This window comes from Candidatus Chlorohelix sp. (genome assembly GCF_037138995.1).
Taxonomy (GTDB): Bacteria; Chloroflexota; Chloroflexia; order Chloroheliales; family Chloroheliaceae; genus Chlorohelix.
This window is the reverse complement of the sequence record NZ_JBAXHI010000002.1, coordinates 168,785-192,579: the sequence shown is the minus strand read 5'-3', so window position 1 is coordinate 192,579 and position 23,795 is coordinate 168,785. Positions and strand designations below refer to the sequence as shown.

General features: G+C 47.8%; 19 protein-coding genes. 4 read left to right on the top strand and 15 right to left on the bottom strand.

The genetic code is table 11. The annotated features are described in order from the left end of the window. Window positions 1–58: 58 nt before the first annotated feature. The 4 genes from pnp to fmt all read right to left on the bottom strand — a co-directional run bounded on the left by pnp (window position 59) and on the right by fmt (window position 5,500). A complete protein-coding gene (pnp, locus tag WCK19_RS01975; protein ID WP_342395670.1) occupies window positions 59–2,329 on the bottom strand; it encodes a polyribonucleotide nucleotidyltransferase in 2,271 nt (756 codons plus the stop codon). Window positions 2,330–2,732: 403 nt separating this feature from the next. Continuing rightward, window positions 2,733–3,008 (bottom strand): hypothetical protein, encoded by a 276-nt coding sequence (locus WCK19_RS01970; protein ID WP_342395669.1) that lies wholly within the window; start codon window positions 3,006–3,008, stop codon window positions 2,733–2,735. A gap of 322 nt (window positions 3,009–3,330) precedes the next feature. Next, on the bottom strand, window positions 3,331–4,539 hold the full coding sequence (locus WCK19_RS01965; RefSeq protein WP_342395668.1) for a metallophosphoesterase: 1,209 nt from the start codon (window positions 4,537–4,539) through the stop codon (window positions 3,331–3,333). Next, window positions 4,532–5,500, bottom strand: coding sequence for a methionyl-tRNA formyltransferase (gene fmt / locus WCK19_RS01960; protein WP_342395667.1), 969 nt, complete (start codon window positions 5,498–5,500; stop codon window positions 4,532–4,534). Before fmt ends, WCK19_RS01965 begins: the two co-directional genes overlap by 8 nt. 351 nt (window positions 5,501–5,851) lie before the next feature. Between fmt and aceA the strand changes: the two genes are divergently transcribed. Then, window positions 5,852–7,165, top strand: a complete 1,314-nt coding sequence (gene aceA, locus WCK19_RS01955) for an isocitrate lyase (RefSeq protein WP_342395666.1) — start codon at window positions 5,852–5,854, stop codon at window positions 7,163–7,165. A gap of 54 nt (window positions 7,166–7,219) precedes the next feature. Here the strand turns inward: aceA and lat are convergent, their stop codons facing one another. Continuing rightward, the gene (gene lat, locus WCK19_RS01950) at window positions 7,220–8,587 is read right to left on the bottom strand and encodes an L-lysine 6-transaminase (protein WP_342395665.1); all 1,368 of its coding nucleotides are present in this window, start codon (window positions 8,585–8,587) and stop codon (window positions 7,220–7,222) included. Between the two features lie 251 nt (window positions 8,588–8,838). On the opposite strand from lat, the gene WCK19_RS01945 reads away from it, so the two are divergent. Next, window positions 8,839–9,531, top strand: coding sequence for a class II aldolase/adducin family protein (locus WCK19_RS01945; protein WP_342395664.1), 693 nt, complete (start codon window positions 8,839–8,841; stop codon window positions 9,529–9,531). 318 nt (window positions 9,532–9,849) lie between these two features. Here WCK19_RS01945 and WCK19_RS01940 read toward each other — a convergent pair whose 3' ends face one another. Then, window positions 9,850–11,271 (bottom strand): SUMF1/EgtB/PvdO family nonheme iron enzyme, encoded by a 1,422-nt coding sequence (locus WCK19_RS01940; RefSeq protein ID WP_342395663.1) that lies wholly within the window; start codon window positions 11,269–11,271, stop codon window positions 9,850–9,852. Window positions 11,272–11,536: 265 nt separating this feature from the next. On the opposite strand from WCK19_RS01940, the gene WCK19_RS01935 reads away from it, so the two are divergent. Beyond that, window positions 11,537–12,898 (top strand): TrpB-like pyridoxal phosphate-dependent enzyme, encoded by a 1,362-nt coding sequence (locus tag WCK19_RS01935; RefSeq protein WP_342395662.1) that lies wholly within the window; start codon window positions 11,537–11,539, stop codon window positions 12,896–12,898. Between the two features lie 82 nt (window positions 12,899–12,980). Here the strand turns inward: WCK19_RS01935 and WCK19_RS01930 are convergent, their stop codons facing one another. From WCK19_RS01930 to WCK19_RS01890, 9 genes are all read right to left on the bottom strand, one after another. Continuing rightward, on the bottom strand, window positions 12,981–14,906 hold the full coding sequence (locus tag WCK19_RS01930) for a hypothetical protein (protein WP_342395661.1): 1,926 nt from the start codon (window positions 14,904–14,906) through the stop codon (window positions 12,981–12,983). A 111-nt stretch (window positions 14,907–15,017) separates the two neighbouring features. Then, window positions 15,018–15,308, bottom strand: coding sequence for a hypothetical protein (locus WCK19_RS01925; protein ID WP_342395660.1), 291 nt, complete (start codon window positions 15,306–15,308; stop codon window positions 15,018–15,020). A gap of 338 nt (window positions 15,309–15,646) precedes the next feature. Beyond that, a complete protein-coding gene (locus WCK19_RS01920) occupies window positions 15,647–16,228 on the bottom strand; it encodes a DUF3501 family protein (protein ID WP_342395659.1) in 582 nt (193 codons plus the stop codon). 59 nt (window positions 16,229–16,287) lie between these two features. Beyond that, window positions 16,288–17,628 (bottom strand): anaerobic glycerol-3-phosphate dehydrogenase subunit C, encoded by a 1,341-nt coding sequence (locus WCK19_RS01915; protein WP_342395658.1) that lies wholly within the window; start codon window positions 17,626–17,628, stop codon window positions 16,288–16,290. Window positions 17,629–17,713: 85 nt separating this feature from the next. Next, window positions 17,714–18,139 (bottom strand): rubrerythrin family protein, encoded by a 426-nt coding sequence (locus WCK19_RS01910; protein WP_342395657.1) that lies wholly within the window; start codon window positions 18,137–18,139, stop codon window positions 17,714–17,716. 270 nt (window positions 18,140–18,409) lie between these two features. Next, window positions 18,410–19,372: a zinc-binding dehydrogenase gene (locus tag WCK19_RS01905; protein WP_342395656.1), complete on the bottom strand. Its 963-nt coding sequence runs from the start codon at window positions 19,370–19,372 to the stop codon at window positions 18,410–18,412. A gap of 19 nt (window positions 19,373–19,391) precedes the next feature. Further along, the gene (locus WCK19_RS01900) at window positions 19,392–20,615 is read right to left on the bottom strand and encodes a TRC40/GET3/ArsA family transport-energizing ATPase (protein WP_342395655.1); all 1,224 of its coding nucleotides are present in this window, start codon (window positions 20,613–20,615) and stop codon (window positions 19,392–19,394) included. Window positions 20,616–20,976: 361 nt separating this feature from the next. Beyond that, on the bottom strand, window positions 20,977–21,669 hold the full coding sequence (locus WCK19_RS01895) for a hypothetical protein (RefSeq protein WP_342395654.1): 693 nt from the start codon (window positions 21,667–21,669) through the stop codon (window positions 20,977–20,979). Window positions 21,670–21,675: 6 nt separating this feature from the next. Then, complete coding sequence (locus WCK19_RS01890; RefSeq protein ID WP_342395653.1) at window positions 21,676–22,878, bottom strand: NAD(P)/FAD-dependent oxidoreductase; 1,203 nt, start codon at window positions 22,876–22,878, stop codon at window positions 21,676–21,678. A gap of 411 nt (window positions 22,879–23,289) precedes the next feature. Here WCK19_RS01890 and WCK19_RS01885 point away from each other — a divergent pair, with 411 nt between their 5' ends. Further along, window positions 23,290–23,718 carry a 4Fe-4S binding protein gene (locus tag WCK19_RS01885; protein ID WP_342395652.1) on the top strand — a complete coding sequence of 143 codons (429 nt, stop codon included), beginning with the start codon at window positions 23,290–23,292 and terminating at the stop codon, window positions 23,716–23,718. Window positions 23,719–23,795 lie beyond the last annotated feature (77 nt).

Genomic DNA, 23,795 nt, shown 5'->3' with positions numbered 1-23,795 from the left:
TAGCAGGGACATAGCGTACTATGCCCCTGAAATATACTTTAGAACTGGCTAGATGTTCCTAGAAACGGCGATTGCCACCGCCACCACCGCGTGAATCACGACCGCTCGGCGGACGGCTACCGCCACCGTTGGGACGACTATCACGGTCTCGCCCACCACCGGGACCACCTCTATCGCCACCGCGGTCACCGCCACCACTCTTCTGTGGGGTAGGCATTTGCCCGGTAAGGATAGCGCGGCGAGATAATGTAATTTTGCCCATTTTATCAACTTCGGTGACCATTACATTAATTTCATCGCCCAGATTTACCACATCCTCTACCCGCTGCACATGATAATCTGCCAGTTCGCTGATATGTACCAAGCCATCTTTACCGGGCATAATTTCGATGAATGCGCCGTAAGGCATGATTCGTACTACCTTACCGAGATAAATCGCACCAATTTCAGCCTCTTTGGTAAGAGCTTCGATACGGCGAATGGCAGCTTTGGCGCTCTCACCATCAACACTGGCAACAAACACCGAACCATCATCCTCTACATCAATCTTCGCCCCGGTTTCTTCGATAATTGCACGAATATTCTTGCCGCCGGGTCCAATTAACGCGCCGATTTTTTCCGGGTTTATCTGAATCCGTACAATACGTGGCGCAAACGGGGAAAGTTCAGGGCGAGAATTGCTAAGGGCTTCTTGCATTTTCCCTAGAATAAACAAGCGACCTTTAAGCGCTTGCTTGAAGCCTTCCTGCATAATCTCAAAAGTAATGCCAGTGGTTTTGATGTCCATCTGCAAACCGGTAACGCCATTTTCAGTGCCAGCTACCTTGAAATCCATATCGCCAAGCGCATCTTCGATACCCTGAATATCGGTCAGCACTTTCCAGCCACCCTCTGAGTCGGTAACAAGACCCATCGCCACACCAGCAACCTGCGCTTTAATCGGTACGCCAGCATCCATTAGCGATAGAGTACCAGCGCAAACGCTACCCATAGAACTAGAACCGTTGCTGCTGAGTGTTTCAGATACCACCCGAATTGTATAAGGAAAATCGTTCTCATCAGGGATTACAGGAACCAGCGAACGCTCTGCCAACGCCCCATGTCCTATGTCTCGGCGTGAAGGTCCACGTAACCGCTTCACTTCACCTGTGCTGAAAGGAGGGAAGTTATAATGATGAATGAAACGCTTCGACTCTTCTAAGCCCAAGCCATCAAGGATTTGCTCTTCACCGCTAGTACCAAGTGTTGTTACACTCAAAATCTGAGTTTGCCCGCGAGTGAACAAGGCACTACCGTGAGTTCGCGGCAACAGCCCGGTTTCGCAACTGATGGGACGAATTTCATCTACTGCTCTACCATCAGGACGAATACCTTCATTCGTAATCGCGGTTCGTACTTCTTCTTTGAGCAACCCATCAAAATATTTTTCGGCGGCTTTGGTGCGTTCTGCCAATTGTGTTTCGTCTTCAAAACCCTGTGTAAAATTGGCGATAGTTTCCTTTCGCAAATTCTCGGTAGCTTCTACGCGAGCGTTTTTGTCCGCATTACGAACCGCGCCACGCAATCTATCACCCAGCCAACCCTTGATTTCGCTCTTGAGGGATTCGTCAACCACCGGCGCTGCATAGGTCTGTTTAACTACGCCTACGGTTTCAAAAACTTGCTTCTGAAGGCGAATGCCAGCTTGAAGCTCATTGAAGCCAAATTTTACCGCTTCCAGCATTGTTTCTTCGGGCAGTTCCCACGCGCCAGCTTCCACCATCATTACGGCATCTTCGGTTCCGGCTACGGTCAGGTCAAGTTTGCTATCCGCCAGTTCGTGTGCAGTAGGATTGCAAATAAACTCACCGTCAATGTAGCCAACCTTAACGGCGCTCACCGGACCACCAAAAGGTAAGCCAGCAAGACCAATAGCGCAACTAGCGCCTATGATACTCATAGTATCCGGTTCATTTTCCTGATCGGTGCTTAGTACGGTAATTTGTACTAGCACTTCATTAAAATAACCTTTAGGAAACAAAGGGCGAAGGGGGCGGTCGGTCAGACGCGAAATTAGAATCGAGTTTTCGCTTGGGCGACCTTCACGTTTGATAAAACCACCGGGTATTTTACCCGCTGCATACATACGCTCTTCGTATTCAATGGTGAGAGGGAAGAAATCCTGACCTTCACGAGGTTCAGATGAAGCAACTACGGTAGCGAGAACCATTGTATCGCCATAGCGTACAAGGACGGCGCCGTGTGCTTGCTCAGCTACTCGACCGACTTCAATGCTGTAATTTCGACCGCCTATTACGGTTTCAAACTTTTGGATTTGTCTTTCAGACATAATAAATTATTTCCTAACCTCCATAACATAGGAACAGGAATACCAAACCGAGCTTTCCCGGTTGTTTCTGTGGTTCCTGCAATTGTACCTTCTAAGATTATAGGGGGGTTAGGAACTGGAGGTTGCCTCTAACTCTGCAAAATCCACATTCGGGGCAGGTTAGATCCAAGCTCCAATGCCTAACACCCCCGCCTACAAAAAATATCTGTTATCCGACAGCGAGAGTACGCTAGAAAAGCGTCTCCACCACTTTACAACTTCTTTTTAACAATTATATTAACCGAATTATTATACAAAGTAAAGCTATATAACCTCATGCTTTTATTTTATCGCTAATAATTGGCTTAAAAAAGAGCGCACCTAAACAGTGCGCCCTCTTTTATCTATATTTAAATCAAGCTTATTAGGCGTCGATTTTGCCGTTTTCGTACAAAAACTTTGCGAAGCGTAACCGGATAATTTCAGGTGTTACGTCATGCTCGCCTTGCTCAAAGCGACGGCGCAGTTTAAGCAAAAGTTTAAGCTCATCTTCAGAGAAGCCCATCATCAACAAATCAACAAAGTCTGGCGCATTTACTACTTGTCCGCCTTTGAGGTCGAGGTTTTCACCAACTGTGGTAATCTCTTGTATTTCTGTATCTGAACTTTCATTAGTGCCGTAATTCTTGAAATTTTCCATAATATCCACCTTTTTCTTTTACTAAAATTTCTTTTTACTACTTAATTGTTAAAATACTATTACCAGTTTTAAAATATCTGATTTCTATTGTTAACAACTATTATAGGTTCTAAACGCTTGCCGAAAGTCAACGTTCGGTAAACATTTGTGGAATTTTCTTGACTTTATTTCTACTTCAATACTTTTCTCAATATCTACAAATCCCAGAATTTGTGCCATTTTTATCATAATATAAGTATATGCATATAACATTACGAAACAAAGAGACATAGGTTACATTTGAAATATGACTTTTGTACTATTTTTAGTGATTTTTGATGGTTCATTTGGGGTAGGACTCTCTCGTTAATCTAATAAGTGTAATTTCAGGACGAGTTAGGAAGCGCAATGGAGGACCAACAGTGCCATATCCATTATTTATATATAGCTGGAACTCGCCTATGTTATATAAACCCCGGTAGCGCGGGAAAATCGGTTGCATCACCAAATCCATTACACCGGGTAGATATACTTGTCCGCCATGTGTATGACCACTCAACATCAGGCAGTTGTTAGTATCTTTCGCCTGTTCAATAAAATTGGGATTATGAGATAGCAAAATTTTAGGGCGTACATCCTTTTGAGCTTCTTGTACCGTTTGATAGCCAAGCGATTTAATTGTTTTGCCCCAATCAGCGTTATGGGTGGTACTATCGTCTGTTCCAAGCAACCAGAGACTATCCCCGTTTAACCTTAGTTCCGTAGCGCTGTTACGGATTAATGGAATCCCGTTTTTCTTTAAAGCTGGCTCGATTCGTCCCAAATCGCTGTCCGACCAGAAATCGTGATTACCGCTTACCCCGTAAACCCCCATACGCGAGCCTTCCTGTAACTTGCCGAGGGTTTCTGCCGCCATATCGAAATAATAAGTTCCTCTGGAAATGAAATCTCCCGTCACAACCGTAAGGTCAGGCTTGAAGGAATTTACCCTATCCACGAACCTGCTCACATCTACCGGAGTAGAATAAGAATCAATGTGAATATCGGTGATTTGGGCAATGGTAAAACCTTCAAAAGCGGAGGGTAAATCCCGCAATTTGAGTTCAACTCGGTTAACCGTCCAAGCATTTGCTTCGGCAAAAAAGCTATAGCCCGTAAATGCGGTCAAGGCAGAACTTTCCGTTAGAAAGCGACGGCGGCTTATTGGTTTTATTTCCCCAGTATTAACAGTTGAAGTTGAAACGGGGGGCGTTTCAGCTTTTTTAATCGGTATAAATCGGCTATATAGAGTTTTTACAAAGGCACCCACAGCCCGACGCGCCCTGATTGGATGGAAAAGCAGCCAGAAGGTAGCAAAGCCGAATATAAGGGCAATACAAAGCCTTAAACCCCAACTCCACCATTGTAAGCTCTCACCAGTTGCGCCGAAAAGCTCAGGGATACCGCCCAAACCATAAGTAATGCCGACCAACACGAAATAACCCACGCCTAAACACACCACCCATAAGCAAAAATGCAACAGATGTTGCCACAAAGTAAGCTTCTTATCCATCGCCAAGCCTTGCCCCAATAATAGCGCGTTGTCCTTTTACAAATTCTAGCGCAGGTATAGCCTTTTTTCCGGGTAATTGTAACTCACGAGGCGCAAGCCACCCCTTAGCAGTGGCAATCAAAACACGTTCTTTTCCTTCAACTCGTGCCAAAACTACAGTTCCCGGTATAGCGCTTTCCGCTACTTCTTCTGGAAAGACAGTTGCCCCGGTTATCTTCAAGTTTTGCCCTTGCCAAAAAGTATAAGTTCCGGGCCACGGGTAATAAGCGCGAGTCATACACTCAATGCTTGCGGCGGGCTTGTTCCAATCTAGCAAGCCATATTCCTTCTTGATAATACCAGTAATAGTGGCGCGGGTGTCGTCTTGCTTCTCAGGGGTGATTTGCCCCGCTACCCAGCGCGGTAAAGTATCCAACAATAACGCCGCGCCCGATTTAGCCAGCTTATCCATTAAGCTTGGTTGGGTATCTTCAGGCTCAATTGGAATTACTACTTTGCTGAGCATAGGACCGGTATCCAAGCCTTTTTCCATAAGCATTATTGTGATACCTGTTTCGGTTTTTCCATCCAAAATAGCTTGCGCCACCGGAGAAGCTCCCCGATATTCTGGCAGCAAAGAACCGTGTACATTAATACAGCCTAATCGGGGCATATTCAAAACTGCAATCGGCAAAATCAAGCCAAACGCCGCCACCACAAATATTTCAGCCCCTGCGCTAAATTCCAACAACTGTGCCTGAACGGCAGAGTCGCGCAAGCGTTCAACCTGCATTAATGGAAGACCAAGTTCTTGCGCGGCTACTTTAACGGGGGGTGGGCTAAGTTGGTTTTTTCTACCTGCCGGACGGTCAGGTTGCGTAACCACGCCCATAACCTCCAAATGGGGTGCAGTTGCCAACGCATACAGTATCGTTGCCCCAAATTCGGGAGTTCCCATAAAAAGAATTTTTAACTTATTCATAGCGATATTGTACCATTTCGAAAAATACATTACCGTTATAGCGCCACAAAGACATCAAATTACCATTCACAGGCAATTCTATACCATTCACCTGTTATTCTCTTGATTCTATGCGATTTTGTGATTATAGTTATTGATAGGTAATGTTAATCATAAACGTCATTACCATAGATAAAGCTTATGGCACTAATTACAAGAATCAATAGTTTAACAAATGCGATAACTGCTTTTCCGGTTCATTTCCAATCGGAGAAATAAGTTCATTAGACTGTCAAAATTACAGGCATTTTATCCTCAAAGAAATTTTTGGGGTGATAGTATATTTGCAAAGAAGCAAAAGGAGATTTTTCAATGGCTAACAGCAATTCCAACGGTCACAAAAATTACAAACAAGAACAGGCTATCGCTGAGTTAGAGAAAAGCTGGGCAAACGATAGCCGCTGGGCAAGCATCAAACGCCCTTACACCGCCGCGGACGTAGTGCGGTTACGCGGGTCAGTACAGGTAGAGCATACACTGGCGCGATTAGGCGCAGCTAGATTGTGGGAGTTGCTTCACACCGACGATTTCGTACCGGCTTTGGGTGCGCTTACCGGTAATCAGGCAGTTCAACAGGTTAAAGCCGGGCTAAAAGCCATCTATCTGAGCGGTTGGCAAGTTGCGGCAGACGCTAACCTGTCGGGAAACATGTATCCTGACCAAAGCCTTTACCCCGCTAACAGCGTGCCGAGTGTAGTTAAACGCATTAATCAGGCTCTACAACGCGCCGATGAAATCTACACTTCCGAAGGCAGAGACGATATTCACTGGTTCGCCCCCATTATTGCGGATGCCGAAGCGGGTTTCGGCGGACCTCTCAATGTATTTGAACTAGCAAAAGCGATGGTAGAAGCAGGCGCAGCGGGCGTACACCTTGAAGATCAGTTGGCATCTGAGAAAAAATGCGGTCATATGGGCGGCAAAGTGCTGCTTCCTACCCAACAAGCTGTCCGCAACCTCATTTCGGCGCGTTTTGCAATGGACGTGATGGGCGTACCCACCCTTCTGATTGCTCGCACCGATGCTAACGGCGCTTTCCTGATTACCAGCGACATTGACCCTTACGACAAACCGTTCGTAACCGGCGAACGCACTGCTGAAGGCTTCTACCGCATCAAGGGTGGGCTTGGCTCGGCAATTGCACGCGGTCTGGCTTATGCTCCTTACGCCGATTTGGTGTGGTGCGAGACTTCCGAGCCGAACCTTGAAGAAGCGCGTATGTTTGCCGAAGCAATCCACGAACAGTTCCCCGGCAAGTTGCTGGCGTACAACTGCTCACCTTCCTTCAATTGGAAAAAGAAACTGGACGAAGCCACTATTGCCAATTTCCAGAAAGAATTGGGCAAAATGGGCTACAAGTTCCAATTCGTTACCCTTGCCGGTTTCCACGCCCTCAACTACAGCATGTTTGAACTGGCGCGTGGTTACAAAGAAAGTGGCATGGCAGCCTACTCCAAGTTGCAGCAGTCGGAGTTCTCTGCCGAAGAGTATGGCTACACCGCCGTTAAGCACCAACGTGAGGTTGGTACCGGCTACTTCGATGAGGTGGCTCAGGTAATTTCCGGCGGTAATTCCTCAACTACCGCTTTGCACGGCTCTACTGAGGAAGCCCAGTTCACGCGCTAATTATCCTGAAATAAAAAAAGAGGAGGCGCAAAGAAGCGTCTCCTTTTTTATTTGTTAGCGAAGGTGCCAGAGTTGTTCGAGAATTTCCAGCGCGTGGTCAATCGCTTGTTTTTTGATGTCCAGATGTGGACGCAAGCGGATAGAACAAATGCCGCTTTGCAGTAGCAGCAAACCGTTGTCGTAAGCGTCCTTAATCAGCTTATTACGGGCAGCCATATCGGTTAGGTCAAAAGCTAGGAACAACCCCCGCCCCCGTACATTGCCAATCGGCGCGTTTTTCTGCTCAAGCTCCTGCAATTTCTCCAAAAAATATTCGCCCATTATCCGCGCATTTTCGACCAAACGCTCGGCATGGATAATCTCAAGGTAGCGTTGCCCTCGCACCATATCCACCAAATTACCGCCCCATGTGCTGTTGATGCGGCTGTGTTCCACAAAAACGTTGTGTTCCACCTCATCCACCCGACTTGACACGGCAATACCGCAAATTTGCGTTTTCTTGCCAAATATCAGAATATCCGGCTTTGCCCACAATTGCTGATGCGCCCACATTGTGCCGGTAATACCGATTCCGGTTTGCACTTCATCGAAAATGAGCATGGCTTCATGCTCATCCGCTATGTGGCGCAACGCCTTTAAGAACTCCGGGCGAAAATGATTGTCGCCCCCCTCGCCCTGAATCGGCTCAATAATAATAGCGGCAATATCGTCAGGGTTGCGCTCGAAAGCTTCTTTTATTTGCAAAAGCGATTCCGCTTCCCGCGCTTGTGCCAGCGAAGCATCCACCGGAAATTCGAGTTTGGGATTATCTACGCGGGGCCAATCGAAGCGCGGGAAATACATGTATTTGCGCGGGTCGGCGGTATTGGTTAGGCTAATGGTATAGCCCAATCGCCCGTGAAAAGCCTCTTTGAAGTGCAATACCTTATGACCCTTTTCGTAGGCGTACCCTTTGGCAAAATTCTTGCGAACCTTCCAGTCAAAAGCTGTTTTCAGGGCATTTTCCACTGCGGGCGCGCCCCCTGCCACAAAGAAAATATGCGGCAAATAATCGGGAACAGCCAAACGGGTAAAAGTTTCTACGAACTCCGCCATTTCAACTGTGTAAACATCGGAGTTAGCCGGATTTATCAGCGCGGCATCTGCCAAACGTTCGCGGAAAGCAGGGTCTTTCAGACCGGGATGGTTGTGAGAAAGTGGCGAACTGGCGTAAAAGCTGAATAAATCTAGGTAGCGTTTGCCGCTTTTGGCATCTACCAGATAGCTACCCTCGCTCTTGCGATGGTCGTACACGAAACTATAGCCATCCGCCAGCATATGACGGCTTAAAGTAGTATGTACCTCTTCTGGGCTGATATGCACGGACGGGGCGACATTGACCGCTATAGATTCCGCGGCATTGCGTTCGACTGTCTTTGCCATATACAAACCCCTTTTTATCCTAATATTCCTGTAAAATACTCAAGCTTAAAAACGTTCTATAATTATTATAGCGGGATGAGGGAAAGAACCCCACCCCCTAATCGGAAAGATTAGTATTAATGCCTAACGGTTCTTCTATACCTATCTTTCATATTAATTAGCCTTGTTTGTAGCCTAACTCATTGAAATAGTAGCGACTCTGTACTATTCTTTCTATAGATTTGAGAACTTCTTATCAAAAGGAGCAGCCAATGCTTTTTAACTATCTGGATAAATATCTCGGACTGGCTGAAGAAGTGGTAAGTACGGCGCGGTACATGTTCAGAACAGGGCTGGCGCATGGCACAGCCGGAAATGTCAGCGCGAGGCTCTCCGGTGGAGAAGGCTTGCTCATCACCCCCTCCGGGAAGAATTACGGCGCTCTTTCTCCTCAAGAATTATGCTTTGTGGATTGGCAGGGCAAGGTTTTCAGCGGCAACCCCGGTCCCTCCAGCGAATTACCGCTACATCTAGCCGCCTATTTCAGCCGTCCCGATTGCAAGGCAGTGGTACACAACCACAGCACCTATGCCAGCGTCTTGGCAGTTACCCGTACCGATTTGCCCGTGATTATGGACGAACTAACGATGGTTATCGGCGGAGGCGTAAAAGTGGCTAAATACGGCTTTCCCGGTACGCAAGAACTGGCGTTGAATTTTGTAGAAGCGTTGGACGATAGGCAAGCGGCAATTCTGGCTAATCACGGCATGGTGGCAATCGGGGCGAACTTGCGCGAAGCAATGATAGTCTGCGAAACGGTTGAGCGAGTCTCGCGGGTTTTTGTAGAAGCCTCCCGCTTTGGCAAGATAATCACTATTCCTAACGAATCTTACGAACACCAAAGAGAGGATTTTCTGAGGAAAAAAGCCCACGAAAAGGTGCAAGAAGCCGGAGTAACCGCCTGAACGTTCTGTTTTTCAGGCAAGGGGCTTAATTAAATCCGTAAAACGAGGGTTGAGATAAATCCACCAGAATTTACCATCAAACGCGGGCGCATCTTGTGGGAGAGAGCTATTGCTTTCGATAAAATCGGCGGACAGAGCAGCCTCCTACAGAACCCAAACCCCCTGTACGAGCGACCTCCGGGTCGCGATTTTCGGGCGGCGCTACGCGCGTACGGAATTCTCTTTACCCTTACCCCTTTGACCTTACCCTATCCCTAGCTCTTTGGGTTAGTTTAGAGGAAAGAGCGCCAGAGGCTCAGAGTTCAGAGGATTCAGAGTTCAGAGTGGCGCTATAGCGGAACACACCACCACCCGAAAACCGAGCTTGAGGTTATCGTAGTAAGGGACGACGTTGAAGCGGTACGCACAGGACGCAAGAGCTCGATCGTAGCCGTAAGACCCGCCCCGCACCACCCGCGTGTCCCCGCTCTTGTCCACTGCCGCTTTCTCAGGTTCTTCGTACTTGTTCAAGCACCACTCCCATACGTTGCCGCTCATATCCATTGCGCCACATACCGCCAACCCCTGCGGATACATGCCCACTGCCGTTGTTCGTTGCAATCCCACTGCACCGGTGTTGGCGTAGCCCTCTTGCCACGCGCCCCACGGATATGCCCGCTGCTGGCTGCCCCCTTGCGCCGCCCATTGCCATTCCCATTCCGTTGGCAACCGCACCTGCGCGTTATTACCTACTATTAAAGGGTTGCCGCTCCCGCTCGGATTGGGCAACTGCCCACCCCGCATGCGCTTGTTCAGCCAACGCCCGAACGCCACGCTCTGATACCACGATACTTTATCGCGGGGCATGTTCAAACCCTTATGATATTGCTCGTTTAGCTTTTGCGGTTGTTGGTACTCTTTCGGGAAGCCCTGCCACCACTCCGCGTTCTGGTAGCCGTCCGCCGCTTTCACGAAAGCCTCATACTGGGCAAAGGTTACTTGGTATTGGGCGATGTAGAAGGGCGCAACCTCAAAGATCTGCTCTTTGATTGCCAGCGTACCGCCCGGATATACCGGCAGCCACGCTATATCGGGAAGCCCATCCTCGCGCACACTCACCCCGCGCCGGGTGTCGCCGATTTCGCTCAACCTGTCCCCGATTTGCAGACGGCGGGTGTGGCTTATACTGAGGTCGGCAATTTCGCGCAGCATCATTTCCCGCTCGCTTTCGGGCGTGGCAGGTTTTAGCTCTGCCGCCTTTATTACGGGCGGTGGGGTGGGCAGCTTTTGAATAGGGGTAGCATCAAGGGGCGTGGGATTATTTACCGAAACGCCCACTTGCGCGGCGCGTAATTGCAACGATTTCATCAGCCGCTCATGCCCACGCTCATCATAGTAATTCACCCACTGCCATTCCCGCAGTCGGCGAGGTATCTCGCACTCGATCAATTTGAGGGGAATAATAAATATCCGGCTTTCGGGCATGTAGTCCGCATAGGTCAGCGCCACCTTAATTTCGCGCTGCACATAACCCTCTTTGTCAATCGAAACGGGCGAAAGGCACACCAAAATTATATGGCTCTGCTCCACCGCCTTCTCAATTTCATCGCGCCAAGTCTGTCCGGGCAGCAGTTCTTCTTCGTCCAACCACGGCTCAAGCCACGCGCTTTCGGCTTTGAGGCGGTGATACAGTTCGCGCACCACCGTCTTATCCCCGGACGAGTAGCACAGAAAAACTTTCAGTGTGGCAGGTGCAGGCATAGCAGGCATATTCTCAACTTTATCTAAACTTGAAGTATAGCAGTCCCCTACATTTTACACATTTCAAGGTCATTTGAAAAGCAGACCCCCACGCTCACCTTGACATCAGCTAACCTAAAGTTTAAGATAATCAAACAAACCTCACCTGATTTGGTCAGGCAAAACAGCAATTTCGGTTTTCAGGTTAAAATGGAAATAAAAGCTCTGCCCCAAACTACCGCTTAATGTGGCTAATGCAAAGTGATTTCGCTCAGGAGGAACCCTTATGGTAGCTCATCCCACCAAAATCGAATTGGATGAAAAGGAAATGCCTACCGCTTGGTACAACATCCAAGCAGATTTGCCCGTACCGTTGCCGCCGCCCTTGCACCCTGGCACGCACCAACCAATCGGTCCGGCAGACCTCGCCCCGCTTTTTCCGATGGAATTAATCAAGCAAGAAGTTAGTACCGAGCGTTATATTGACATCCCGGAAGAGGTGCAGGAAATTTACAAGCTGTGGCGACCAAGCCCGCTATATCGCGCCCATCGCCTAGAAAAATTGCTGGATACCCCTGCGAAAATCTATTTCAAGTATGAAGGGGTCAGCCCTTCCGGTAGCCACAAATCCAATACCAGCGTTCCCCAAGCTTACTACAACATGAAAGAAGGGGTAAAGCACATCACTACCGAAACAGGCGCTGGGCAATGGGGTACGGCGCTCTCGATGTCCTGTGAAATGTTCGGGATTGAATGCACCGTTTATATGGTGAAGGTAAGCTACCAGCAGAAGCCCTACCGCCGCGCTCTAATGGAAACCTACGGCGCGAAAGTAATCGCCAGCCCTTCCAATACCACCGCTTCCGGGCGCAAAATCTTGGAAACCTCGCCCGACTCTCCGGGCAGCCTTGGCATGGCAATCAGCGAAGCGGTAGAAATCGCGGCGCAACGGGACGACACCCGTTATTCCCTCGGCAGTGTGCTAAACCACGTCTTGATGCACCAAACCATCATCGGACAGGAAGCCAAGCTGCAATTGGAAAAAGTGGGCGAGTATCCCGACATCATCATCGGTTGCACCGGAGGCGGTAGCAATTTCGCTGGTATAACCTTCCCCTTCATCAAAGACAAATTCGCAGGTAAGAATATCCGCATCATCGCGGTTGAGCCTGCCGCATGCCCCTCTCTCACCAAAGGGGTTTACACCTACGACTTTGGAGACACCGGGCAGCTAACCCCGCTGGTCAAGATGCACACGCTCGGTCACGATTTCGTACCGGAAGGCATCCACGCCGGAGGGTTGCGCTATCACGGCATGGCTCCGTTGGTCAGCCACCTGATGGAGTTGGGCGCAATCGAAGCCAGAGCCTACCACCAGAACGCCACCTTTGAAGCAGGTGTCACCTTCGCCCGGACTCAGGGCATCCTGCCGGGTCCCGAACCGACTCACGCCATCAAAGCAGCGATTGATGAGGCGATTCGTTGCCGCGAGGAAGGCGTTTCCAAAACTATCCTGTTCAACCTGAGCGGTCATGGTCACTTCGATTTAGGCTCTTACGATAGATACCTAAAGGGTGATTTGGTTGACATCGAATACTCAAGCGAGCAAGTGCAGGAAGCTCTGTCCCACTTGCCGGTAATCGCATAGGTTAAAAAAATGCCCCGGCGCGTGGTTTTCGCAACCATTTAACCGGGGCATATTTGCAAAGTAGCCGTTGCCAACAATAGTTTTAATTGATAGGGGCGGGGCTTGCTACGCTCCGAATGGGCTGCCTGTTCCAGTCCAACCAACCACGCTCAATTAAAAGCTGATTGCCGAGCAAGCCTAGCAGCACCTCGTAGCGCGTCCAAATGTTCTCAGGATGCCACTCGAACCTATTCCGCTCGAAATATTGCACCACGTAGGTTTTGCCATCGTCCGGGTTCACCTCGATGAACTCCTCACTAATGGGATAGCCATATAGCGAGAGTCCCCCGTTCCCCTCCCAATACGCCTTGAAGCTGTTGCGGAGGTTGTGACCCGTTTCGGGAAAATAAGTTGCGCCCGGATAGCGCTTATCCTCGAAGCGATTGAACGCGCCGTTCCCGTTTGCCTGTTGCTGCTCGGTAAACTGTACCCCCAACAATCCTAGCAACACCTCGTAGGGTGTGCCTTTATTCTCTGGGTGATACTCGAAACGCGCTCGCTCGAAATACTGCACAGTGTAAATCTTGCCATCGTTAGGGTTCACCTCGCGGAAAGGCTCGGTTTTGGCGAAACCGAATTGCGCCGTTCCGCCGTGCGCCTCCCAGTATTGCCGGAAGAAGGGTGAAAGGTTGTGGCGCGTTTCCACAAAATAATAGCCCGTGTTCGGCTGAGTAACGGGGGCGGGATTGGTCATATTGCGACTCGACTGCGCCGGCAAATCCAGCGTGTACAGCCTACCATCGCGCTGACCAAGCAACTTGAAAGGGGCATAGGAAGTTACATCCAGCACCGCCATATTTGCGCCCAACTTCTGCCAACTTGAACCGCTGTCGCCGCTATACCAGAGATTACCGCTCTGATTGGTGAAGCCTATCAGGAAGCTAGAAGGCGCATCCGATAATGCCTGAACCGTCAGACCGGGAGGAGGACCCTTACCATCGCCCGATAATTCTGCTGGTAGCGAAAGTGTCTGCCAAGTAACGCCACCATCCTTGCTACGTTCGAGCGTGCCGCCAACCAGATAGCCAGAACTATAAGGAGAACTGAGGCGTAAGATGCCATCCGCGCTGTAGAAAGTTGAGACACTGCGGGCTATTCCGGTGCTGCCTATCGGCTGGAAAGTGCGCCCGCCGTCGGTTGATAGGTAACTGCTGGTACCGCCGCTCGACCCCGCGCCGCCGTTGCTTATCATCATAGACAGATAATCCACTGGAGGGCGAAAACCGAGCAAAGGCGGAAACCACACTTCCGGCTCAAAATAAATCCCGGAGGCATCGTGTTCTGAGCGTTTCTCCCAAGTTACACCCGCATCAGCCGAAAAATAGACAGTGTATTTCATCTTGTTGGGCGCAACGGCATCTTTCACCTGTGAAATGCCGTAGAGAGAGCGTCCATCCGCTTGTGCAACGGTAATGCTGCGTAGAACCCCGCCAAGTTGCTGAGCGCCTTCCGTCCAATTCAAACCACCGTCGCTGCTGGCAAATAAAGTGCTAGTGTAAACGGGTTTATCGTTCACCAACTGCGATTTTATCTGCAAGCTATAGACATAAAACGAGCCGTCAGTGGCATAATGCGTTACCTGATGGGAAATGGTACGCCCATTCGGAAAAGCTGGGGAGTAAACCACCCCGCTTCCCTCATCCGCAAGTCTGTAAGAATAGCCAGTATAGGGATTGCAGAGGATAAAATAGTTGGCGCTGTGGGCATACGCGCCCGTGTCGAGATTTACGCTTACCGTGCCGAAGTCCGGGTTATCAGAGTACACCCCGCTAAAGTGGTAAACATTGGGGGCTGTGCCGTCAAAGCAACGCGCCGAGGAATAAAACGCATTGGAATAGCGAATGCTAGTGCTTGTATCCCGCCAACCCACTGGAGTTTCCGCCGCATTAGCCGGAATACATACCCACCAGAAGAGGGAAAACAGCGCCGCCATCAGCATTACCGTATAAATAGTCTTGCTTTTTGCCATGGTCTGAATTTGCCTTTCATAGTTAATAGTTTTTCAACTAGTAAACTAAACGCGCAAATCTCAGAAAGGTTACGAATGAGCGGCGGATGACCTTAAAAGTATCGCGGAAAACTAATCGAATTTTCTCACTTTTTCGTAGTTGGTACTTGAGATAGTCAAAAATTGGTTTTCGTTAAAACCTAACTTTTCAAGCAAAGTTGGGTTTAAGCCTGCATATGCCTGTACTTTGACACTTCCATCCTCGGAATCGGATTTCCAAACCATCCCAATTCGAATGGTTCTGCCTTTAAACTTGAAAGCTACCAGCGAATAGCGCGGAATTGGTTCTGAATTTTTCGAATCACTTGATACTCGGATTAAATATTTCACGTTGTTTACCTCAATCAGGCACTTTAAAATCATCAATCGGCAATTCTATTGCCCTATGTGGGGGAACAGGCTAACTACAAAATAACTACTAGAACCGATTGTATAATTGGTAAACCATCCATAACTTGAAAAATGCAGATTACATAAAATTAGAAGTGATTAGTTCAAAGCCTGAAAGGATTCACCGGAAAGGTTCTAAGGCAAATTTTGCTATTCTGAAACAAATATTTATTTTTCCCTGACAGAATAAAGTATATCACCTTCTGCAAACTAGAACAAACCTCCTGACTTTTTGGTTCAAAAGGTTATTGGAAGGTTCATTTCAGGCAAGGAAGTTGGTTATACTCCTTGCCCTGAATCGGAAAGTAACACTAATAATCTTCGGGGTCTTTGGATAATTCAAGTCGTATCGGTAGTGGAAGTACCGCCTGTTCGCGATAGTTCGGGTGGTCGAACGCCAACGCCACTTCTACCAACGGGTCTTTAAGTTGTGCCACCTGTGCAGCCGTAAGCTGAAACCGCACGTAATGTACCGTACTGAGTCTCTCGGCGGTACTGCGCCCTTCCTCAAAACGAGCCGGCACTCGATTCTTACCGATTACCAACGCAAAATGCTCCTCGATGCCTAACAGTGTGCTAAGGCGACGGCGCAACTCTTGCTGGTTATCAATTTCGATGAACATTGTTGCGCTCAACTCTAACGGACCCGGCAGTAACGGGTTATATGTATCCAATTCATCCTGTATCTGAGGGTCGTGTACGATTCGCTCAGCCCGCATCATCTCCTGAACCTGAAATAGCAGAGTATCGCGGTTTTCAAAGACCAAAGTGATAATATCGCCCACACCGATACGGCGCAATTTCTTTAGCTCAATGATACGGCGGCGGAACTCATCGCGCACCTTTTCGTAGGCGGCAATATCTTTCACATCCGCCAATTCCAGCACCCTCATATAATTGGCACATCCTCTCTGGTTATGGTTCAAGTAAGCGTTTTAGCCCCTCGCCGACCTTACTTCTTGTCTTTCAGACCATAGGCTTCCGCTACGATTTCAATCGGATGCGAAGCTGGTTTGCCGGTTCCTTGCTGGATTTGCAAACCGGCTAACTGGCAATCGGTCACTACCCGCGCCTCTTTTTGTTTTTTCACTTCTTCGAATAACCCATTGCCAACCTTCATACCCGCATCATAATTTTCCTTTCGCATGCCCCAACTTCCGCTATGCCCGCAACAGCCTTTATCTATAAAGGTAATATCTGTACCGGGAATGCTCTTGAGCAAGTCAAAAGAACGCTTTCCAATTGCCTGATACTTGAGATGGCAGGGCATATGGTACACCAACTTGCCCGGCGCATTTTTGAAATCGGTGTTGAGTTTACCGGCGCGTTTCATCTTGAACAGGTATTCCAGCGCGTCAAAAGTGTGCGCCGCAACATTTTCGGTTTTCGCGCCCGGTATCTGATCTTTGTATTCCTTACGGAGCATCATACTACAGGTTGGCTCAGGCACAATTACATCGTAGCCCTGCTTCACGTATTTATTCAGTAGGTTAACATTATGCTGCATCATCTGGCGTGCCTCTACCACGTCTCCGGCATCAAGTTGCGGCATGCCACAACAACGCTGCCCTTCCGGCACTACTATCTCAACATTGTTTTTTTCCAGCACAGCCACCAAATCTTTACCTATTTGCGGCGACTGGTAATTAACCATACAGGTGTGAAACAGCGCGACTTTACCGTTGGTAGCGGTTTGCGCGGATGCCTTCTTCTGAGCCAACCGCTTATTCCACCATTTCATAAAAGTCTCGCGCTGGAAAGCTGGTAGGATGGCACGATGGTCTATACCAGCGGTAGCTTCAACCACGATGCGCCCTAGCATGTTAGTGTTGGCGAAATTGGCAACAGGCGCAATCAACGAGCTTACCTTACCCAATAACTCAGGGTTGCTCAATATTTTTTCGGTTAGGGTCAATTTCTTCTTTTTAGCCCGCTGCGCTCGGTCGCGCTGCACCAGTTTGGGCAAATCTATCATAAATTCATGAGGCGGGGTGTAGGGACATTTTACAAAGCATAGCTTGCAATTGAAGCACAAATCCACCACGCGGTCTGTTTCTTGCCGGGTCAGTTGGTGCGCGTCCCCATCGTATTTATCTACAAATTTAAAGAGCGTGGGAAAACTAGGGCAGTAGTTGACACACATGCGGCAGCCGTGACAAACATCAAACTGACGAATCAATTCTCTTCGGAGACTCTTACGATCCCAGAATTCGGGGTCATCGTAATTGACAACAGTTGAATTTAATGCCCCTAACGCTTGCTCAGATTCTCCTGTGCCTTCAAATCCTTCCATTTTGCCATCCTGAAATTAATTAGAGATTTTGCCAGTAAAAGGGACACGGTAAGCCGCGCCCCAATTTTGCTACTCTCCCGGATTATTAATCAACGCCAAGATTCGCCAAACCTTTGGTGAAGCGACCAGCGTGCGACTTTTCGGCTTTGGCGAGGGTTTCAAGCCACTCGGCAACTTCGGCAAAGCCTTCTTCGCGAGCGGTTTTGGCAAAGCCGGGATACATTTCGCTGTATTCGTAGGTTTCTCCGGCGATTGCCGATTTCAGGTTGGCGGCGCTATCGCCTACTGGTTCGCCTGTAACCGGGTCTCCAACTTCTTTCAAGAAATCGAAGTGACCAAAAGCGTGTCCGGTTTCGCCTTCTGCTACCGAACGGAACAACGCAGCAATTTCCGGCTCACCTTCAACATCGGCGGCACGTGCGAAATAAAGATAGCGGCGGTTTGCTTGCGACTCGCCTGCAAAGGCTTCCTTCAAGTTTTCGTGGGTTTTAGATCCATGCAAATTAGCCATTACCAGTAATCTCCTTCTTTTGATTATATCTACTGAGGTTCTTTCAACCGACAAGAGGCTACCATGAAGTATCGGCATCCTCGTTTAAACATTTCACAGAGTTAGCTATTTAAGAACGATTCTTAATTAGGAAGATATACTAAAAGGGTTGGGTTGTCAAGTATATAAAAGGGAAGAATATAGTATGATTTCTATTTATTTTGAGCCTTCACAAAAGGGTATAAAACCCCCTTTCTCTTATGCGCTCTTATAAAGAGTCCAAATTGTAAGCTATTGCCAATTAATCAAAGCTTTTAGGCAATAAGGATTGTGCAAAGCGGCAGCATAGGCTTCCTGATATTCAGCTACCGGGTAGCGATGCGTAAACAGGTATTCGGTCTGGATTTTATTAAGGTGCATTGCGTTTATAACTGCCGGAACATCTTCAACCGCCCATTCGCGGCTGGTGTGGAATGATAATTCTTTGAGGAAGGGCCAAGCAAAATCTAAATCAATGCGGCGGTAGAATCCTAGCATCAACACCCTGCCACGGTCGCGCATTGCGGTGATATTTGTGCCGATAACTTCCATTTTGCCGGTAGCATCTATCATCACATCCACCTTGCCGGGGAGTTTGGATTTCAGAGGCGTGGTAGTGATGTTAACTTTAATATCCCCTGCAATAGCTTTATCGAGTCGGTCTTGAACTGTGTCGCACACAATTAGTTCCGCCCCTTTAAGTTTGGCGGCTTGAGCAGCCAATTGCCCGATTGGACCCTGACCCATAATCAGCACCAATTCGCCCGGTTTGATGTCAATCAACTCAACGCCATGCCATGCTGTAGCTGCCGGAGCTACTGCCACTGCCGCTACCGGGTCAAGCCCATTTAGCAAATACGCCTTACTGTAGTGGGTAGTAATATAGCTGGATTGACCGCCCCATGCAGGCGTTACCCCCTCATAGCCATAACTACCGCCAACAAATGCCAGTTCACCTACATAATTTGGCGAGACTGCCGCGCCAACTTCCACAATTTCGCCCACCGTTTCGTAGCCGGGAATACAGGGGAAAGGCAGATTAGCCATTTCCACAAGACTTCCCGCCATCAAAAGTCGTTCTGTGCCAGCCGAAATCGAGGTGTAGAGAGTACGTACTAACACCTCATCCGGCGCTAGTGCGCGAAGGCGAACGTCTGTGAAAGTCATTCGGTTTGGAGAGGACACTACAATAGCTTGCGCTGTGCGAATTATCATAGCTATTTCTTCTACCTATTTACGAACGTTTGCCGGCAGGTTGCGCTTTAGAAGTATCAAATACAGGTTTGGGAGCAGCAAATACAATATCCAGAATATCGCCGCTGAAAATAGCGTCAACCGCTGTACAACGCGCCAGCGCGGTTGGCAGTACAATAGTGCGCCTGTACCAGCCCACCTCAATTACAAGGTCGTCTCCGGTCTGCATCAACTTAACATCATCTTCAGTAGCAAAGGGTAATTTCAAGCGCATGATATAGTTATCGCCCTCTTTAGTGATTTGCTGTGCTTGACCCTTGAAGAAAAAGAGTGTGGGGTCGCCCTTTGCGCCGAACAACTCTTCACCCAATTGGCGAAGCATTTGCTCACCCACTATTTCATGCTCAAACTGGGGTGCTGGAAACAAAGGCAGGGGCGCAAAGGAGTCAGTAACCTCTTTACGATATTTATCCTGCATTTCCGCAACATGGGCGCGAGCGGGCGAGCGTTCAATCATTTCTGGAGTTAGCACCCGATTAATCATCACCGCATCCACATTGTAACCAAACAGGTTGAGGTAGGTAAGGCTACGCTGTGCCTCACGTATAACCATCCGCTCAAGGTTAACCACAATGCGGGCTGAACTGGTATCAGGGTCGCTGATAATGTCACGTACTTTTTTCAGGCGATCGAGGATGTCTTCAAGACTGCTGAACACATCATCATTAGCAAGTGGCAGATTAGTAACTTTGCTCAAAAGGGGACGCGCCAGTTTCATAACGCTGCGTAGAGTCGGGAAGATTTTTTCAAGCCACCAATGCAGCGCATCGGGCAGGCTTAGCAGACGCAGGGTTTCGCCAGTTGGGGCGGCATCAACGATAATTACATCATACTTACCGCTATCATGATGGCGTTTAATTTGAATCAAGCTAAAAAGCTCTTCGGTACCTGGTATGACTGCCATTTCTTCGGTGGCAATATCGTTATGCCCTTGCCATGCCAGCACTTCCACCAAAAAATCTCGAATAATGCCCCAGTTACGTTCCATTTCGTGCAGCGCATTCACTTCTTGCGCCCACAGATTATCTCTTACTTGTACAGGTTCTGGACCGAGCGGCTTATCTAGGGAATCGGCGAGGCTATGGGCGGCATCGGTACTCATCACAATAGTGCGATAACCCAGATCGGCGCAACGATGAGCAGTAGCAGCGGCAATACTTGTCTTACCCACTCCGCCTTTGCCAGTGTAAACGATGATTCTCAAATGCTTACCCTTAATTTCTAAACTTAAGTAGGCTTGCTAAGTTTTAGCCTGTGATTCCGACAAGCGTATTAGTGATAGCTGAGTGAATTATAACATATGCTTTGGATACTGAAAAACCAATAGGCAAGTATATGCAGGACTGTTGCAAAAAACGATTTTTGGGCAATAACCTGCTGCACCCGCCGGAGAGAAGAGGATGAGTGCAAGGAGACACCCCTTTCTTACCTTGGAACTTGTTGCAATAAAGAAATTGTCCCCTATAAAACGGTTCTCAAAATAGGTTCAATTTGAGGTATTCGTAAAGGCGGTGCGCCTGTGCCACGTAGGGAGATTAATCACTGTGATTTCTTAAGGTGGAAAATCAGTGGTTAATCCTCTCACGCTCACGCCGGCGTTGTGCAGCATATTTAACTGTATAAGAGTTATTGCCGCCTATTAAAAATAATATTATGCCAACCGCCTGAAATAGGTGAAAAATCACAATATTATTGATTGTAGCTAAGCCAAAGTTAATTTTAAAATCGAAGCTATTGAAAAAAGCGCCGATTACATTTAAAGCTAACCCAGCCAAGATTGGTAGTGCATCGGTAGCAAGGTCACGATCTTTCACATAAAGAGGAAAGTAAACCAGTGTAATGATTACGGCGCAAATAATTTCGTAAGCAATGAGCGAAAAGAAAGAAGCAGAAAGCAATTGTGCAGCTACAAAAAGAGCAAAAGCAACCCAAACGAACGGTGCAATAACCCGAGCAATTATATCACCTTGCCAGCGATAGAATGAATTAAGAATAATCCAGTGCAGAGTTAGACCGAGGAATAGGACTGTAATTTGCCCCAATAAGTCGCTACGGCTATAGTCTTTCATTGCAACAACCGAGTCACAAATGCTGGCAACGCTCATTGAAAGAAATACCAAGGGCCAAACCCATGCACGCCAACCGGGTTTTATACGATTTGCAGCGGCTGAAGCTGCCGGTATTACCACCAATAACGCCAGTATTGCACAACCCGCTACCAAAAAGCTTGTTAAATAAGTCGAAGTTCTTTCACTCATATTATCCTAGCGAATCCCCAAAACTGGCGGCTTAACCCTGATTTCAAACTCATGTTTGCTATAGCTCATATCTTTGGCAAGCCGCCCCGGCAAACCGGTAATACGCATAGGTCCAGAAATGGTTAGAGCTTCGCGTCTTCCAAGCGATACTGAAATACCGAGACTTATTGGTTCATAAGGTTCAAATGAAACTGCATCCATTTCAGCTTTGAAGCATCTAGCCAAATAATGACCCTGCCGCTCTGCAAATTGACCGAGTTGTGGTATAGGCTTGCCGGTAGAAGGATTTTTGATAAAAGCCAAGTCACCGATAGCATATATATAAGGGAATTGTTCAGAACATAAATAAGGGTTGGTTCGTATTCTCAAATCATTAGTGGTGTCAAAGCCGCTTTCTTTTAATATGGCGGGACCCTCGATACCACCCGACCAACAAATTACAACCCCCTTTACATGCTTCCCATTTTGAAGGGTCACATTTCCCGGATCAACTTTAGTTACAGGGGAGTTAGTAAGAATTGCCACCCCTTTGCGGCGCAATTCATTTTTGGCATAATCTCCATTGATACGGGGCAACTGTGTGAGCAGGTGGTCTCCTCTATGAATCAGCACAATCCGGTAATAAGGACGAAGCGCAGGATAACGTAACAATAAATCTTCGCAGAAATCCACCATCTCTGCGGCAAGTTCGGTGCCAGTTAAGCCCGCGCCGATAATAACAAAAGTGAGGCGCGGGTCATTTTTTTCAAATTTCTCAGTTTTGACCAACTCCGCCGCTTCACGAAATGCTTTTATCACCAAAGTACGAAAAGTAATAGCATCTTCTAAACGCTTCATAGGAATAGCATTCTCGTGCATGCCGGGAATACCTTTAAAGGATGTTTCTGAACCTAACGCCAGCACCAATCGGTCAAAATCAAATGTACCTTTGGAAGTAGTAACTTTCTTGCCAACCGTGTCAATATTAGTAATAAGCGTTTGGACAAATTTAACATGTCGCGCTTCTAGGAGTTCGGAAATTGGGATTTTTACTCTATCCACAGAAATGCTATTCGCCGCGACCTCATGCACCCGTACCTGCAACAAATGATAATCTCTTTGGTCAATCAAGGTAATTTCCCATTGAGGATGGTTACGTTGCAAATCAGCTAGGTTTTGCGCTAAAGGCAATCCCCCATAGCCACCGCCTAGAATAAGCAGCTTTTTCATCTTAGATTCAACCCTTTAATTATGAAAGCACGAAAGGCATTCTGTAGAAACGATAAGCATTACGTGAAAAATTGGTTACAAATGTTCTTCACACTTTTAATTCACAACCCAACCTGCTATCATTTATTATGCAAACCAATTATAACACAGACTTAAAAAAGGTTGCGTTTACTTGAGATAAGTTTTCGATTTAGCATAAATTGAGCTTCCGGTTAGGCGACCTATAACAATAAAATAAGGGTTTATGGCTTTACAAAGCCAAAAATGCTCGTAGCAAGGGCTACAGACAGTTCAGTTCAAACTTGTTAGAATTTAACAAGGGTGCATTTTAGCCTGTTGTTCATGTGTTCCACTCAACTGCTACAAGCCTGACTCTGGAAAGTTAAGCCCTCAATCAGAAGGATTAGAGATATGGCTTCCAAGAAAAAATACTTCAATCATTATGTAGGAACGGACATCCGATTGCTGGCGTTCGTCCCGAAAAAAACACGGTACACGATTGATGAAAGTAAGTGCATTGGTTGCACAAACTGCATTGATGTCTGCCCAACGCTTCCCAAAGCAATCTCTGAAAGCGAAATTCTGTCGGTTGCGCGTTATCCTGAAGAAGTTTATGTCTATGCAATTGACCAGAATAAATGCACCGGTTGTGGGCGTTGTGCAAGCGGTTGCCCAGCAGAACCGAATACTATCTATCTCTCTCCGGTGAAAACCACCGTAGATGTGGCTGGTAAGTCTAGGGAAGTATTGACCAACCGCCCTGAAGTGTCTATAGCTGGCGCAAAACAGCTTAACCGTGTGCCTATATGGTACACTCGTAAAGAGGGCTATACTGAATAGACTGTTACCACTCTAATCTGTCATCCCGCAAGGGGAAGTTGGGCTATTGACCCTCTTTGAGGATTAAAACCCGCAAA

Coding starts and splice junctions, on each gene's coding strand:
- pnp (WP_342395670.1), bottom strand. CDS start 2,329: ATGTCTGAAAGACAAATCCAAAAGTTTGAAACCGTAATAGGCGGTCGA.
- WCK19_RS01970 (WP_342395669.1), bottom strand. CDS start 3,008: ATGGAAAATTTCAAGAATTACGGCACTAATGAAAGTTCAGATACAGAA.
- WCK19_RS01965 (WP_342395668.1), bottom strand. CDS start 4,539: ATGGATAAGAAGCTTACTTTGTGGCAACATCTGTTGCATTTTTGCTTA.
- fmt (WP_342395667.1), bottom strand. CDS start 5,500: ATGAATAAGTTAAAAATTCTTTTTATGGGAACTCCCGAATTTGGGGCA.
- aceA (WP_342395666.1), top strand. CDS start 5,852: ATGGCTAACAGCAATTCCAACGGTCACAAAAATTACAAACAAGAACAG.
- lat (WP_342395665.1), bottom strand. CDS start 8,587: ATGGCAAAGACAGTCGAACGCAATGCCGCGGAATCTATAGCGGTCAAT.
- WCK19_RS01945 (WP_342395664.1), top strand. CDS start 8,839: ATGCTTTTTAACTATCTGGATAAATATCTCGGACTGGCTGAAGAAGTG.
- WCK19_RS01940 (WP_342395663.1), bottom strand. CDS start 11,271: ATGCCTGCACCTGCCACACTGAAAGTTTTTCTGTGCTACTCGTCCGGG.
- WCK19_RS01935 (WP_342395662.1), top strand. CDS start 11,537: ATGGTAGCTCATCCCACCAAAATCGAATTGGATGAAAAGGAAATGCCT.
- WCK19_RS01930 (WP_342395661.1), bottom strand. CDS start 14,906: ATGGCAAAAAGCAAGACTATTTATACGGTAATGCTGATGGCGGCGCTG.
- WCK19_RS01925 (WP_342395660.1), bottom strand. CDS start 15,308: ATGATTTTAAAGTGCCTGATTGAGGTAAACAACGTGAAATATTTAATC.
- WCK19_RS01920 (WP_342395659.1), bottom strand. CDS start 16,228: ATGAGGGTGCTGGAATTGGCGGATGTGAAAGATATTGCCGCCTACGAA.
- WCK19_RS01915 (WP_342395658.1), bottom strand. CDS start 17,628: ATGGAAGGATTTGAAGGCACAGGAGAATCTGAGCAAGCGTTAGGGGCA.
- WCK19_RS01910 (WP_342395657.1), bottom strand. CDS start 18,139: ATGGCTAATTTGCATGGATCTAAAACCCACGAAAACTTGAAGGAAGCC.
- WCK19_RS01905 (WP_342395656.1), bottom strand. CDS start 19,372: ATGATAATTCGCACAGCGCAAGCTATTGTAGTGTCCTCTCCAAACCGA.
- WCK19_RS01895 (WP_342395654.1), bottom strand. CDS start 21,669: ATGAGTGAAAGAACTTCGACTTATTTAACAAGCTTTTTGGTAGCGGGT.
- WCK19_RS01890 (WP_342395653.1), bottom strand. CDS start 22,878: ATGAAAAAGCTGCTTATTCTAGGCGGTGGCTATGGGGGATTGCCTTTA.
- WCK19_RS01885 (WP_342395652.1), top strand. CDS start 23,290: ATGGCTTCCAAGAAAAAATACTTCAATCATTATGTAGGAACGGACATC.